Here is a 13,202-nt window from a genome sequence, read left to right on the forward strand (position 1 = left end):
GGAAAAAATCAAGAAGCCCTAAAGTTATCCACAACCCCTGTGGGAGCGAGCTTGCTCGCGATAGCGGTGTATCAGGTAAAGCTGTATTGCCTGGCCTGGCCCCTTCGCGAGCAAGCTCGCTCCCACAGGGATGAGAGGATTTCTGAATTTTTCTCCGGGCGCCTTGACGATATCGTTGCAATAGGTTTTGATTGCTTACGTTATCTTTCGAATCGAAACTTAAGTCGCCATGTCGAAACGCAATACGCCACAGCGCCGTCACAACATCCTTGCTTTGCTCCAAGAGCAGGGCGAGGTCAGTGTGGATGAGCTGGCCAAGCGCTTCGAAACCTCGGAGGTTACGATTCGCAAGGACCTCGCCGCCCTGGAAACCAATGGCCTGCTGCTGCGTCGCTACGGTGGCGCGGTGCCGATGCCGCAGGAGTTGGTGGCCGATAACGGGCAAACCGTCTCCAAGTACAAACTCGCCATTGCCCGGGCCGCCGTGAAGCGGATCCGTGAACACGCGCGGATCATCATCGACAGCGGCAGCACCACCGCCGCCATGATCCCTCAACTCGGCCAACAGCCGGGCCTGGTGGTGATGACCAATTCCCTGCACGTCGCCAATGCCTTGAGCGAACTGGAGCACGAGCCGGTGCTGTTGATGACCGGCGGCACCTGGGACCCTCACTCCGAGTCGTTCCAGGGCCAGGTGGCCGAGCAGGTTCTGCGTTCCTACGACTTCGACCAGTTGTTCATCGGCGCCGACGGCATCGATCTGGTTCGAGGTACCACCACCTTCAACGAACTGCTGGGCTTGAGCCGTGTGATGGCTGAGGTTGCCCGGGAAGTGATCGTGATGGTGGAGGCCGACAAGATCGGCCGCAAGATCCCCAACCTGGAGCTGCCGTGGAGCAGCGTCCATACCCTCATTACCGATGATCGCCTGCCCGTAGAGGCCCGCGATCAGATTCAGGCCCGCGGCATCACCGTGATCTGCGCGCCTGTCAGCCAGGAGAAATAGCATGTGTGGAATTGTCGGCGCCGTTGCTGAACGCAACATCACAGCAATCTTGCTCGAAGGTCTCAAGCGCCTGGAATACCGCGGCTACGACAGCGCCGGTGTGGCGGTGTTCACCCACGACGAGAAGCTCGAGCGCATGCGTCGTCCGGGCAAGGTCAGCGAGCTGGAGCAGGCGCTGGACGCCGAACCGCTGCTCGGTCGCCTGGGTATCGCCCACACCCGTTGGGCCACCCATGGCGCGCCGTGCGAGCGTAACGCTCACCCGCATTTCTCCGGCGATCTGGCGGTGGTGCACAACGGCATCATCGAAAACCACGAAGCCCTGCGTGAACAGCTCAAGGCGCTCGGTTATGTGTTCACTTCGGACACCGACACTGAAGTCATCGCCCATCTGCTCAACCACAAGCTCAAGGACCTGGCGGACCTGACCGTGGCCCTCAAGGCCACCGTCAAGGAACTGCACGGCGCCTATGGCCTGGCGGTCATCAGCGCGAAACAACCTGATCGCCTGGTCGCAGCCCGCAGCGGCAGCCCATTGGTGATCGGCCTGGGCCTGGGGGAAAACTTCCTCGCTTCCGATCAGTTGGCGCTGCGTCAGGTCACCGACCGCTTCATGTACCTGGAAGAAGGCGATATCGCCGAGATTCGCCGCGACAGCGTGCAAATCTGGGACATCGACGGCAAAGCCGTGGAGCGCGAGACCGTTCAATATCGCGACGGTGCCGAAGCCGCCGACAAGGGCGAGTTCCGCCACTTCATGCTCAAGGAAATCCACGAACAACCGGCCGTGGTGCAGCGCACCCTGGAAGGCCGGATGAGCCAGAACCAGGTGCTGGTCCAGGCGTTCGGCCCACAGGCGGCCGAACTGTTCGCCAAAGTGCGTAACGTGCAAATCGTCGCCTGTGGCACCAGCTATCACGCCGGGATGGTCGCCCGTTACTGGCTCGAAGAACTGGCCGGTATTCCGTGCCAGGTCGAAGTGGCCAGTGAGTTCCGTTACCGCAAGGTGGTGGTGCAGCCGGACACCTTGTTCGTCACCATTTCCCAGTCCGGGGAAACCGCCGACACCCTGGCGGCCCTGCGCAACGCCAAGGAACTGGGTTTCCTCGCCAGCCTGGCGATCTGCAACGTCGGCATCAGCTCGCTGGTGCGCGAGTCCGACCTGACCCTGCTGACCCAGGCCGGCCGTGAGATCGGCGTGGCATCGACCAAGGCGTTCACCACGCAACTGGTGGGCCTGCTGCTGCTGACCCTGTCCCTGGGCCAGGTCCGCGGCACGCTGGGCGAGGGCGTCGAGGCCAAACTGGTGGAAGAACTGCGCCGCCTGCCGGCCCGCCTGGGCGAAGCCTTGGCCATGGACAGCACGGTGGAAAAAATCGCCGAACTGTTCGCCGAGAAGAACCACACCCTGTTCCTCGGGCGTGGCGCGCAATTCCCGGTGGCGATGGAAGGGGCCTTGAAGCTCAAGGAAATCTCCTACATCCACGCCGAGGCCTACCCGGCCGGTGAACTCAAGCACGGCCCGCTGGCGCTTGTGGATAACGACATGCCGGTGGTCACCGTGGCGCCGAACAACGAGCTGCTGGAAAAGCTCAAGTCCAACCTGCAGGAAGTGCGCGCCCGTGGCGGCCAGTTGATTGTCTTTGCAGACGAGCAAGCCGGCATGACCAACGGTGAAGGCACCCACGTGGTGCACATGCCGCACATCCACGACATCCTGTCGCCGATCCTCTACACCATCCCGCTGCAGCTGCTGTCGTACTACGTCGCGGTGCTCAAGGGGACTGATGTGGACCAGCCGCGTAACTTGGCGAAGTCTGTGACGGTGGAGTGAGTCGTCCACCAAGGGCCAGGCTTCTTGGTGATCCTCGGTAATGAATCTGGTCGGGTTTAGCACTGCTAAACCCGCTCATTCGTTCAGCCGCATCGGTCCCTACAAATGGATGACACCTTGAGGGTCTATCCCGACCCTTCACCGAACAGCTGAAGAGAAAACCGACCTGACATCTGCGCTGATCTTTGAGAAACCAAAATTTGGCTTGGAAGGTATTTTTCGATTTTCTTTATGAATATGAAAAAATACTTTCATTTTTTCTCTTTGTGGGCAGATTCCGATCATCCATGTGCTAGTATTTTTTCAAATCCTCAAAGAAATTGAAAAAATACTGCCATGCCGAAAAAAACAGCACCCCTCATGCCATCCGCTGAGCGGCTCCTGCGCCAGCTTGGCGAACGGATCGAGCTGGCTCGTAAGCGCCGTAAGATCACTGCGGCGCAAATGGCTGCGCGGGCGGGCATGAGCGCTCCCACGTTGAGGGCGCTGGAAAGTGGCAGTCCTGCTGTGACCATCGGAGCCTACGTTTCGGTATTGGTAGCCTTGGGGTTGGAGAAGGACCTTGAATTGCTCGCACGCACGGATGAATTAGGCCGTGATCTGCAAGATGCCGAATTGAAAGGGCGTTCTGCAGTCGAGCACATCAAGCCAAAAGTACGGCTGCCCCAGTTTCATTGGGACAACCTGATCAGCGTCTCGGCAAAAGAGAACAGTTCTACCTCACCAGCCGCTGACAGCCGAAGCCAGACAAGCTCGGAACTGGCTAAGAAGCTTTTAGGGGATGACGATGCCTGAAAGGATTTTCGTCTACGCAGACTGGAATGAAACAGCACCCGTACTGCTTGGAACCCTTCATTCCCGCAGATTGGCAGGCTCCGAGCGTATGGAGTTCGAGTACGCGCGGGCTGTTCTTCAAACCCTTCACACTCAGATTGCGATCGACCCTCGGATTCAGCCTTACGAAGGGCGGCAATATCCAGCGAGAAATTGCTTTGGGTGCGTATCGGACTCCTCGCCTGATCGATGGGGGCGACTGTTGATGGATCGTCGCTTGGAGCGGGACAAAAGAGCAGGAGTCGTACCGCAGGACGCGCGGCTGTTTGACTCGGACTATCTCATCGGGGTTCACGACGCCTACCGGGTAGGGGGACTGCGTTTCAAAGTCGAGGAAGAAGGAGCGTTCCTTGACGACCATGTGGAGCATGCCGCTCCCCCGATGGCCCGCATGCGTGAGCTTGAAGAGGCTTCGCGTCGATTTGAAGCTGGAGAGGATCGGGGGGCTCAGGGGCAGGACTGGATTCGAATGCTCATTGCTCCAGGTGGCTCTCTGGGTGGAGCGAGGCCCAAGGCAAGCGTAGTAGATGACGATCACGCACTCTGGATAGGAAAGTTTCCCAGTAATAGAGACACCCACGACGTGGGCGGCTGGGAGATGGTCGTCAATACATTGGCCCAAGGCTGTGGGCTCTATGTGGCTGAAGGAAAAGCGCAACGGTACGCGAGTGAGTACCACTGTTTCATGGTTAAGCGCTTTGACAGAACAGCAACGGGTGGTCGACTTCACTTTGCTTCAGCGATGACCCTGACGGACCATCAGGATGGTGATGGGCATGAGACAGGGGCCAGTTACCTGGAGATTGCAGAGGTATTGGTCAGGGAGGGGGCCGCTGCCGACGTGGATCTTCCCGAGCTTTGGCGAAGAATTGTCTTCAACATGCTGGTTTCGAATACTGATGATCATCTACGAAACCACGGCTTCCTATTGGAGCCAGGGCGCGGTTGGCGTCTTTCGCCTGCGTATGACATGAACCCTGTCCCTGGTGACACTGGCTTGAGGCTCAACGTTTCAGAGGCCGATAACGCCATAGACCTTGATCTAGCAATGAGCGTGGCCGGTTATTTCCGCGTCTCCGCTGACGATGCCAGACAAACCATCGAGAGGTTCCAGGGCGTCGTCAGAAAATGGCCCAGGGTCGCACGCTATCTGGGCATCTCAAGCAATGAGCAGCAGCGAATGGCGCCAGCATTTGCGCTGGCCCCCTAAGCGCTATTCCAGAAAGCAACGATCAAAAAGATAAACGCTTCCCGGCTTGAGGTTTTCCACCGTGCGTTGCGGGCGGCCGCCGTCGCCGCTTTTCTTACGGCCGGTTTCCTGCAAATAACCCGCCTCGGTCATCTTCAGCAAACGCTGGCGCATGCTGGTCTTGAGCACCGGGCGGTCGAGTACCACGGAGAAAATGCTCACCGCTTCCGGCGCGCTGAATTCCGGGCCCAGGAACATCAGCGGCAGGCTGCTGTAGAGGGCTTTGGACAACAACCGTTCCTGGACGGCGGCCACCAGGCTGTTGTGGTCGAAAGGGAGTTTGATCGAGGCGTCGGCGACATCCTTGAGGGGGAAAAAACCCTGGTGTTCGGCGAGCTGGACCGCCTCGCTGACAATCGCCAGGTAGAACGTCGAGGATGACCAGCAGCGTGGGTCGCGGAACGCGTCGCCGACGGTGCCCACCTGTTCGATCCAGGCCAGCGGCATGCCCACTTTGCTCGAGCTGCGCAGGCGCTCCACGGCGTCGTTCAGCGTGAGATCTTCAACGCCACCATTGACCACGATCCCGGGCAGCGCCCAATGGCCGGCGAACGGCTCGGCTTCCCGTCGGTTCAGGAGGATTTCCAGCGCCTGGGTCTCCCGGCAGAAGCGCAGCACACAGAGGTCGATGGTGTGCAGGTAACCGCGGGCGGGGGCTGTGCTAGTGGGCATGTCGATTTCCGTGGGTAGCGTAAAGGTCATAGTTTAACGGGTTCATGCCGGGTGCCATCCAGTCTCTGGGAAGCGGCTCGCCCAAGGCCAGTCGTTCGCGAACCACGGTGCTGCGCACGTGGATCTTTTCCTCCACGCGAAGGATGGAAAAACGCTCCAGCAATTCCTGCCCGCGATAGAAGGTCGGCAGCAGGTCCGCGACATCCTGGCCCACCACCAACGCGATCCGCTTGCCGTCCAGGGCCAGGCTGTCGGCGAGGTGGACGAGCAGGGTGTAGCTGTAGATCGCGCCTTCAACGCCTCGGGCCACGACCTGTTCCACCCGGCTTGCACGCACTTCGGCGCGGCACAGCGGCTGAACGTTCTCGACGATCGATTCCAGCCAGTTCAGGCGCACCTCATAGTCGACCATTTGCTTGCCGTAGGGATGCCGCAAGCTTGGGACCACCAGCACACGTCTGGCGTGGCATGAGGCCTCGATCATCACCTGGGCATGACCGGCGTGAGGGGGATTGAAGGCGCCGCCATAAAGGGCTATCTCGAACATGGCTCATCCTCTGTTGGTACATGACATGTACTCTATCAGCAAAATCTTTTTTGTGAAAACCCGCTTTCTGTTGCACCAATTGGTTTGGATGGAAAGGGCACGTCAAAAATATTTTCTACGGATGGCTTGTTATGAAAGTACACCTTATGTACTCTCGTGACCATGAAGAGGAGAAACCCAGCATGAACAGCCTGACCCGGAAAACCGCTTCCTTCGATGTCGATGCGCAAAAGAGCTTCACGCCGCTATGCCCCGATGAGCTTCCGGTGCCGGGTGGTGACCAGATTGCCGGTGAGCTGAATTTCATCGCGTCCCTGGCCAGCCTCCGTATCGGCAGCAAGGACGCCCATTCGCCCCTGGCCCCGTGGGTGGTCGCCGATCACGCACAGATGTTCGTGCCCACCGGGCTCGAGCACGCCGACATCACCTGGGTCAGCCACTGCGTCCCTGGTACCGAAGGTTTCGCCCTGCTGGATCAACTGCCGACCCCGTACGACTACGACTATTTCGTCTGGAAGGGGGTCGAGCCGGATTTGCACCCGTACGGCGCCTGCTACCACGACCTGCACGGCAAGCTGTCCACCGGGGTGATCGAGTACCTGAGGGGCCTGGGAGTGGAGCAGGTCATTGTCGGCGGGCTGGCGCTGGATTTCTGCGTCAAGACCACCGCCCTGCAACTGGCCGCCGCCGGCTTCAAGGTGATCATTCACCTCCCGGCCTGTCGGGCCATCAGTGAGGAGGGGGCGATTCAAGCCATCCAAGACATGCAGCAAGCGGGGATCTCGGTTGCCGCGACCCGCGAAGAAACCATCCGCCTGGCAAACCCATAAGGAAAAGACATGGACAGTGCATTCGATTCAAGCAGTGGCACCATCCAGAGCCTTCTGGATACCGACTACTACACCTTCACCATGATGCAGGCGGTCTTGCACCAGCACCCGAATGTCGAGGTGGAATACCAGTTCATCGTGCGTTCCAAGGAGCGGCTCGGTCACCTGATCCCGGACATTCGTGTCGAACTGGAGAAGCTCGCCGGGTTGCAGTTGCGCGAAGGAGAGCAGCGGTTCCTGTTCAACAAGCGTTTCCGTGAGTACCTGACCCCGGACTTCGAACAGTTTCTTGGCCTGTTTCGCTTCAACTTGCGTTACATCCACGTTGCGGAAGTCGATGGCCAACTGCACATCCGCGTCCGTGGCCCGATGCTGCACTGCATCATGTTCGAGCAACCGGTATTGGCGATGGTCAGCGAACTGCGCAACCGCGAGAAATACCCCGAGGTCGAGTTGGCCGACGTCACCCGCAAGCTGTACCAGAAGTTCGAATGGCTGGAGAAAAATGCCAGCCGTGAAGAACTCGCCGAGTTTCGCGTTTCAGACTTCTCCACCCGGCGGCGGCTGTCGTTCAGGGCCCAGCGTGAAGTGGTGAATGTGATGCGCAGCGATTTTCCTGGGGTCTTTGTCGGCACCAGTAACGCTCACCTGGCGTACGAGTTCGATCTGCCCCTGATCGGCACCATGGCTCACCAATGGCTGATGGTGCACCAGCAACTCGGACGCTTGCGCGAGAGCCAGAACGCGGCGTTGGAAAATTGGGTGCGCGAGTATCGCGGCCGCCTTGGTATCGCCCTGACGGACTGCATCAGCACCGACTTTTTCCTCAAGGATTTCGACCTGTACTTTGCCAAGCTCTATGACGGCCTGCGCCAGGATTCCGGTGATCCGATCGTCTGGGCCGACAAGGTGCTGGGGCGCTATCAGGAACTGGGCATCGATCCGCGTACCAAGGACCTGATGTTCTCCGATGGCCTCAATTTCGAAAAGTGCCTGCCGATCCTGCGTCATGTTCGCGGCAAGGCCAAATTCGGCTTTGGCATGGGCACCAGCCTGGCTTGTGATGTCGACGGTGTCGAACCGCTGAGCATCGTCATGAAACTGGTGCGGGTCCACGGCGAACCGGTGGTGAAGTTCTCCGACGACCCGATCAAGAACGTCTGCGAGGATGTCTCGTTTCTGCGGTATGCCGCCCAAGTGTTCAACGTCGCCCTGATCAATCCACAGTTGGGAGCTTGATATGACTTCGTTTCAGCAAGAGAGCATTGCCCAGGAGCTGGGTATCGACCGCCAACTCACGCAGGGCGGCGAAGCAACCGAGATTGCCCGCCGCGTCGAGTTCATAAAGCAGATCTTGCGCGAGTCGGGTTGCCAGTCCCTGGTCCTGGGGATCAGTGGCGGCGTCGACTCCCTTACCGCCGGTCGCCTCTGCCAGTTGGCGGTGGAGCAACTGCGGGGTGAAGACTACGCGGCGCGGTTTATCGCCGTCCGGCTGCCGTACAAGGCCCAGGCCGACGAGCAAGACGCCCAGGCTTCCCTGGACTTCATCCGGCCGGACGTGATCACCACCAGCAACATCGCCGCGTGTGTCGACGGGCTGATGGGCAGCATCGCCATCGATGGCTTGCAGCCTTCGGCCGAACTCAGCGACTTTGCCAAAGGCAACGCCAAGGCCCGGGCACGGATGCTGGCGCAATACGCCATTGCCAACTTAAGCAACGGGTTGGTGGTGGGCACCGATCATGGGGCAGAGGCGGTGATGGGATTTTTCACCAAGTTCGGCGACGGCGCGTGCGACCTGGGACCGTTGTCCGGGCTGACGAAGACCCAGGTGAGGTTGTTGGCCGACGCGATGGGCGCCCCCGCGCACCTGGTGCGCAAGGCGCCGACCGCGGACCTGGAAGACCTGGCGCCCGGCAAGTTGGACGAAGTGGCGTATGGCTGCAGCTACGAGGAAATCGACGCGTACCTGATGGGCCAAGAGGTGTCGCCCCAGGCGCGACAGATCATTGAACGCGCCTACCTCAAGACCGCCCACAAACGCGCATTGCCACGCGTGCCTGCATCGTTGTAATAGGGTTCTAATGGGACCTTTGGCCTTGAACGGAGTGGGTAAATGACACAGGCAATCAGCATCAAGGATCGCGTACGCATCAAGCACGTCGAAGTCCTCTCGGACGATTGGTACGTGCTGCGCAAGACCACCTATGACTACCTCGGCCGCAATGGCCAATGGCGCGAACTGACGCGCGAGACCTATGACCGGGGCAACGGCGCCACCATTCTGCTGTACAGCAAGGCCAAGCAAACGGTGGTGTTGACCCGGCAGTTCCGCTTCCCTGCCTTCGTCAACGGGCACGATGACCTGTTGATAGAAACCTGTGCCGGCCTGTTGGACAACGACGACCCGCACACCTGCATCCGCAAGGAAACCCAGGAGGAAACCGGCTACATCATCCAGGACGTGCGCAAGGTGTTCGACGCCTTCATGAGCCCAGGCTCGGTGACTGAGCGGGTGCATTTTTTCGTTGGCGAATATTTCGACGAAGACAAGCAGCACGAAGGCGGTGGCCTTGAAGCCGAGGGCGAAGAGATCGAAGTGCTGGAGCTGTCCCTCGACCAGGCCTTGGGCATGATCGAGAGCGGGGAGATCTGCGACGGCAAGACCATCATGTTGTTGCAGTACGCCAAGCTGCATCGGTTGCTGGATTAGCCGCGTTTTTTGTTCAACTGGATTGGGCCTCGCTGTCTTCCTGCATATCGTCCAGGTATTGCGGCTGGTCCGTCTGGTCCGGCAGTTCGGTCACGACGCTGAAGTCGCTGATTTCGATGGCGCCGACGCCATGGCCGAGCAGATGGAAGGAAAACGCCTTGCGCTGCTGTGGGTTGTCGAAACTGATGTTCATCACCAGCGGCTGGTCGGGTGTCACCGCCACCTCGGTCGGCAGGTCCATTGGCACATCCTGCTCGAACTCCTTGGCCTTGAGGGAGATGTAGGCGGCATGGTCTGCCTCTACCGCACGGATGGTCAGGCTGACGCGGGTCTGTGAACCCTTGGGCATTTCCAGGTATTGGGCACCGATCAGGTTGTCGGTCCAGTCGTTGGTGACCTGGGCCGGCAGCGGGATTTTATCGGCGCTGCCGAACTGATAGTGCTGGTTCAGGGGCGTGCGCATCAGGGTCTGGTCCAGGGCCGTGGCCCGGGCGCTGATCAATCGGGCGCGCTGGCCGCTGTATTGCCCGCCATAGGTGGCGCGGTCGGCGATGAAACCTTCGCTGCTGTAGTAACGGCAATGCTGGAGGAAATCGCATTCGGTGAATGTGCCCTTACCGTCGTGGTAGCGCAGCTTGCCATTGGTGAACGACATGATTTCTCGGCCCGTCGGGTAGTCCCTGAACATCGAGCGACCGGACAACGACGTGGGCACCGTGAAGCCGAAGTAATCGAGGATCGAGGCGGTCAGGTCCACATGCCCGTAGGTGCCTGACTTGATCCGGGGCAATGGTTCCGGCGCCAGCGTCAGGTTGAACCCCCAGGACGAGGCCAGCCGCACATCGTCGATGCCATGGGATTCGTCCGAGGTGATGACCACCAGGGTATTGTCCAGGATGCCCTGGCGTTCCAGGCCCGCCAGGAAGCTCGCCAGTGCGTCGTCCAGGTAACCCACCGCCGCCTGCTTGGCGGTGTCGTAGCGTTGCAGGTAGTCATCCGGCGCCGAGTAGGGTTGGTGGGTGCCCACGGTCAGCAGGGTCAGCATCCACGGTTTGTCCGCCTGCTGCAGTTGTCCGACGTAGTCCAGTGCGCCTTCGAAGAAGGTCTTGTCGTCCTTGCCCCAAGGAAATTCCAGGTAGGCGGGGCGAGTGAACCACTCCATGCCCAGGGTCGTGTCGAAGCCGATGTGCGGCATGATCCGGTCCTTGGCCATGAACCGCAGGCCCGCGCCCTGGAGGAAATGCGTGGAAAAGCCGTTCTGGCGCAACTGGGCCGGCAGGCAGGCCTGGTTGCGCTGGGTCTGGTTGAGCATTTCGACGCCTTTGGGCGTGCCGTCGTCGAGTTTGTCGTAGTCGCCACACAGCATCGCGTACAAGCCACGAATGGTCTGGTGGCTGTGCAGGACGTAATCGGGGGTGTTCATGCCTCGCTCGGCCCAGGCGCTGAGGTGTGGCATCAGGTTTTCCTGATAGCGGCTGTTCAAGGCCTGGCGGTTGGCACTCACGTAGGCGCCAGGAATGCCCTCCAGGGCGATGACCAGGACGTTGCGCGCACGCCCCGGTTCGGCCAGCAGCCTGTTGCCATCGAGGTCCAGGCGGGTCAGCCCTGCCATGGGCGGGGCGGGGTCCACGGCATCGCCGTCGAGCCATTGCCGGGCTTGGTCCTGCCCGGCGGCGACACCTGCGGTGACGAGTTGGTGAGGCAGGTTGAACACGTTCCATTGGTCCGCCTCACTGGGGCGCCAGGTTTGCAATGCGCCGTGGCTCAACAGGAGCAACACGGGCACGGCCCAGGCGTGGCGAGGCAAGCGTGGCGCCAGGCGTGGGCTGCTGGTCCATTGGGTCATCAGCCAGAACGCCAGCGCGGCCAACTGGATCGCGGCCAGCCACGGATGGGCGAAACCGCCGCTGGTGGAGTTTTCAACGAACTGCGGGTCGGTCAGGTAATGAATGTCCGAAGGATTGGGCATCCGCCCCACCGCACTGACCAATTCGATGCTGGCCAGCGTCAATGCGCTCCAGGCCAACAATACCGGCAGCACCAGCCACCAGGGACGGCGATAAAACAACGCGATCAGTAACCCACCGACGCCCAGGTCCGACAGATACCCCAGCGGGTCGGACCAACCCAGGGCGAGACGCAGGCCCATGGGGACGAGTAATACGCAGCCAATCAGGGTGATGAGGGCGGCGCGGGGGTGGGTTGAAGCGCGATAAATAATATTCACGAGAAACGGGCCTTTCTGTTGAAGCCAATCCATTGAACGACACACCCACCCTGTGGGAGCGAGCTTGCTCGCGATAGCGGTGTATCAGTCCATATGGCATGTGACTGACTGACGCCATCGCGAGCAAGCTCGCTCCCACAGCAGGTTCTTCCTTCGGTCATGAAACTGTCATGAGGAGGGATGGTACCAAGGGCAATCGCCCCTGGCCGAGCCAATGTCCCGGTGTCCGGCTGCGCTAGGCTGTGGTTCACTGGCGCAGGCCTCTACAATGGCGGCGCAGCGCTGTTTTTGAGGTGCGCGGAAAACTTGTATCAGGATTTCTCATCGGGGGATGGATGGACAGGTTCCAGGAAATGCAGGTTTTTCTCGCTGTAGCCCAGGAGTCGGGGTTTTCGGCCGCGGCGCGGCGCCTGGGCCTGTCGGCGGCCAGCGTCACGCGGGCGGTGGCAGGGTTGGAGCAACGTATCGGCACGCCATTGCTGGTGCGCACCACCCGCAATGTGTACCTGAGTGAAGCCGGTCAGCGCTTTCTCGAGGACTGTCGGCGGATCCTGAGCGATTTGCAGGAAGCCGAGGATTCGGCGGCCGGCAGCCACGTCCAGCCCCGTGGGCAATTGACGATCACCGCGCCGGTGCTGTTCGGCCAGTTGTTCGTCACGCCGCTGCTGGTGGATTACCTGCATCGGTTCCCCGAGGTCAGCATCAACGCTTTGTTGTTGGACCGCACGGTCAGCCTGGTGGAGGAGGGCATCGACGTTGCCCTGCGCATCGGCGAGCTGCCGGACAGCAACCTACACGCCGTTCGGGTCGGTGAAGTACGGCGAGTGGTGTGCGGCTCCCCGGATTTCTTCGCACGCCACGGGCGGCCCCGGCATCCGGATGACCTGGAGCGAATGCCCGTGGTGGCGTCGTCGGCCATTGGCCAGGTCAAAAGCTGGACCTTCATCGACTCAGGCCAACCGTTGGCCGTCCGGCCCGTGCCTCGGCTGGTGGTGACGGCCAACCAGGCGGCGATCACCGCCGCTTGCCAGGGGTTGGGAATGACGCGAGTCCTGTCTTATCAAGTGGCAGGCAACGTGGCCGCCGGCGAACTGGAAATCGTCCTGGCCGATTTCGAATTGCCGCCTCTGCCGATCCATGTGGTGTACCAGGGCGGACGCAATGCGCCGGCGCGGGTCCGCAGTTTTGTCGATTTTGTCGTCAGTGCATTGCGCGAACATCCAGCCTTGAGCGGCTGACGCATTGTTTCTCTGGCTGAAACAATGGATTGCATTTCTGGGTGATTCTCTT

12 protein-coding genes are annotated in these 13,202 nt (G+C 60.4%); 9 read left to right on the forward strand and 3 right to left on the reverse strand.

All coding sequences use genetic code 11. The features are described 5' to 3' along the window. Positions 1-229: 229 nt before the first annotated feature. The 4 genes from J4E53_RS15695 (at position 230) to J4E53_RS15710 (ending at position 4,884) form a co-directional block, all read left to right on the forward strand. Positions 230-1,006, forward strand: coding sequence for a DeoR/GlpR family DNA-binding transcription regulator (locus J4E53_RS15695; protein ID WP_060739917.1), 777 nt, complete (start codon positions 230-232; stop codon positions 1,004-1,006). A 1-nt stretch (position 1,007) separates the two neighbouring features. Continuing rightward, complete coding sequence (gene glmS, locus J4E53_RS15700; RefSeq protein ID WP_092167977.1) at positions 1,008-2,840, forward strand: glutamine--fructose-6-phosphate transaminase (isomerizing); 1,833 nt, start codon at positions 1,008-1,010, stop codon at positions 2,838-2,840. A gap of 336 nt (positions 2,841-3,176) precedes the next feature. After that, on the forward strand, positions 3,177-3,635 hold the full coding sequence (locus J4E53_RS15705) for a helix-turn-helix domain-containing protein (RefSeq protein ID WP_103307929.1): 459 nt from the start codon (positions 3,177-3,179) through the stop codon (positions 3,633-3,635). Beyond that, the gene (locus tag J4E53_RS15710; protein WP_103307970.1) at positions 3,628-4,884 is read left to right on the forward strand and encodes a type II toxin-antitoxin system HipA family toxin; all 1,257 of its coding nucleotides are present in this window, start codon (positions 3,628-3,630) and stop codon (positions 4,882-4,884) included. Before J4E53_RS15705 ends, J4E53_RS15710 begins: the two co-directional genes overlap by 8 nt. Positions 4,885-4,887: 3 nt before the next feature. On the opposite strand, the gene J4E53_RS15715 is transcribed toward J4E53_RS15710, so the two are convergent. Together J4E53_RS15715 and J4E53_RS15720 are read right to left on the reverse strand one after the other, a co-directional pair. Further along, complete coding sequence (locus tag J4E53_RS15715; RefSeq protein WP_092200224.1) at positions 4,888-5,595, reverse strand: NUDIX hydrolase; 708 nt, start codon at positions 5,593-5,595, stop codon at positions 4,888-4,890. Next, positions 5,585-6,142: an adenylyltransferase/cytidyltransferase family protein gene (locus tag J4E53_RS15720; protein WP_103307930.1), complete on the reverse strand. Its 558-nt coding sequence runs from the start codon at positions 6,140-6,142 to the stop codon at positions 5,585-5,587. The genes J4E53_RS15715 and J4E53_RS15720 overlap by 11 nt, the downstream gene beginning before the upstream one ends. Before the next feature lie 182 nt (positions 6,143-6,324). Between J4E53_RS15720 and J4E53_RS15725 the strand changes: the two genes are divergently transcribed. The 4 genes from J4E53_RS15725 to nudK are packed head-to-tail and all read left to right on the forward strand — an operon-like array spanning position 6,325 to position 9,685. Then, positions 6,325-6,972 carry a nicotinamidase gene (locus tag J4E53_RS15725; protein WP_060739923.1) on the forward strand — a complete coding sequence of 216 codons (648 nt, stop codon included), beginning with the start codon at positions 6,325-6,327 and terminating at the stop codon, positions 6,970-6,972. Positions 6,973-6,981: 9 nt separating this feature from the next. Then, positions 6,982-8,211 (forward strand): nicotinate phosphoribosyltransferase, encoded by a 1,230-nt coding sequence (gene pncB, locus J4E53_RS15730; RefSeq protein ID WP_060739924.1) that lies wholly within the window; start codon positions 6,982-6,984, stop codon positions 8,209-8,211. 1 nt (position 8,212) lies between these two features. Beyond that, complete coding sequence (gene nadE, locus J4E53_RS15735) at positions 8,213-9,046, forward strand: ammonia-dependent NAD(+) synthetase (RefSeq protein WP_103307931.1); 834 nt, start codon at positions 8,213-8,215, stop codon at positions 9,044-9,046. A 42-nt stretch (positions 9,047-9,088) separates the two neighbouring features. Next, positions 9,089-9,685: a GDP-mannose pyrophosphatase NudK gene (gene nudK, locus J4E53_RS15740; protein ID WP_060739927.1), complete on the forward strand. Its 597-nt coding sequence runs from the start codon at positions 9,089-9,091 to the stop codon at positions 9,683-9,685. Between the two features lie 13 nt (positions 9,686-9,698). On the opposite strand, the gene J4E53_RS15745 is transcribed toward nudK, so the two are convergent. Further along, positions 9,699-11,912: an LTA synthase family protein gene (locus tag J4E53_RS15745; RefSeq protein ID WP_177431671.1), complete on the reverse strand. Its 2,214-nt coding sequence runs from the start codon at positions 11,910-11,912 to the stop codon at positions 9,699-9,701. Between the two features lie 335 nt (positions 11,913-12,247). Here J4E53_RS15745 and J4E53_RS15750 point away from each other — a divergent pair, with 335 nt between their 5' ends. Then, positions 12,248-13,150, forward strand: a complete 903-nt coding sequence (locus J4E53_RS15750) for a LysR family transcriptional regulator (protein WP_103307933.1) — start codon at positions 12,248-12,250, stop codon at positions 13,148-13,150. The last annotated feature ends 52 nt before the right edge of the window (positions 13,151-13,202 follow it).

It is taken from the genome of Pseudomonas sp. FW305-28 (assembly GCF_017351395.1).
GTDB classification, from domain to species: Bacteria; Pseudomonadota; Gammaproteobacteria; order Pseudomonadales; family Pseudomonadaceae; genus Aquipseudomonas; species Aquipseudomonas fluorescens_AA.

Coding starts and splice junctions, on each gene's coding strand:
- nadE (WP_103307931.1), top strand. CDS start 8,213: ATGACTTCGTTTCAGCAAGAGAGCATTGCCCAGGAGCTGGGTATCGAC.
- J4E53_RS15710 (WP_103307970.1), top strand. CDS start 3,628: ATGCCTGAAAGGATTTTCGTCTACGCAGACTGGAATGAAACAGCACCC.
- J4E53_RS15750 (WP_103307933.1), top strand. CDS start 12,248: ATGGACAGGTTCCAGGAAATGCAGGTTTTTCTCGCTGTAGCCCAGGAG.
- J4E53_RS15725 (WP_060739923.1), top strand. CDS start 6,325: ATGAACAGCCTGACCCGGAAAACCGCTTCCTTCGATGTCGATGCGCAA.
- glmS (WP_092167977.1), top strand. CDS start 1,008: ATGTGTGGAATTGTCGGCGCCGTTGCTGAACGCAACATCACAGCAATC.
- J4E53_RS15715 (WP_092200224.1), bottom strand. CDS start 5,595: ATGCCCACTAGCACAGCCCCCGCCCGCGGTTACCTGCACACCATCGAC.
- J4E53_RS15695 (WP_060739917.1), top strand. CDS start 230: ATGTCGAAACGCAATACGCCACAGCGCCGTCACAACATCCTTGCTTTG.
- pncB (WP_060739924.1), top strand. CDS start 6,982: ATGGACAGTGCATTCGATTCAAGCAGTGGCACCATCCAGAGCCTTCTG.
- J4E53_RS15705 (WP_103307929.1), top strand. CDS start 3,177: ATGCCGAAAAAAACAGCACCCCTCATGCCATCCGCTGAGCGGCTCCTG.
- J4E53_RS15720 (WP_103307930.1), bottom strand. CDS start 6,142: ATGTTCGAGATAGCCCTTTATGGCGGCGCCTTCAATCCCCCTCACGCC.
- nudK (WP_060739927.1), top strand. CDS start 9,089: ATGACACAGGCAATCAGCATCAAGGATCGCGTACGCATCAAGCACGTC.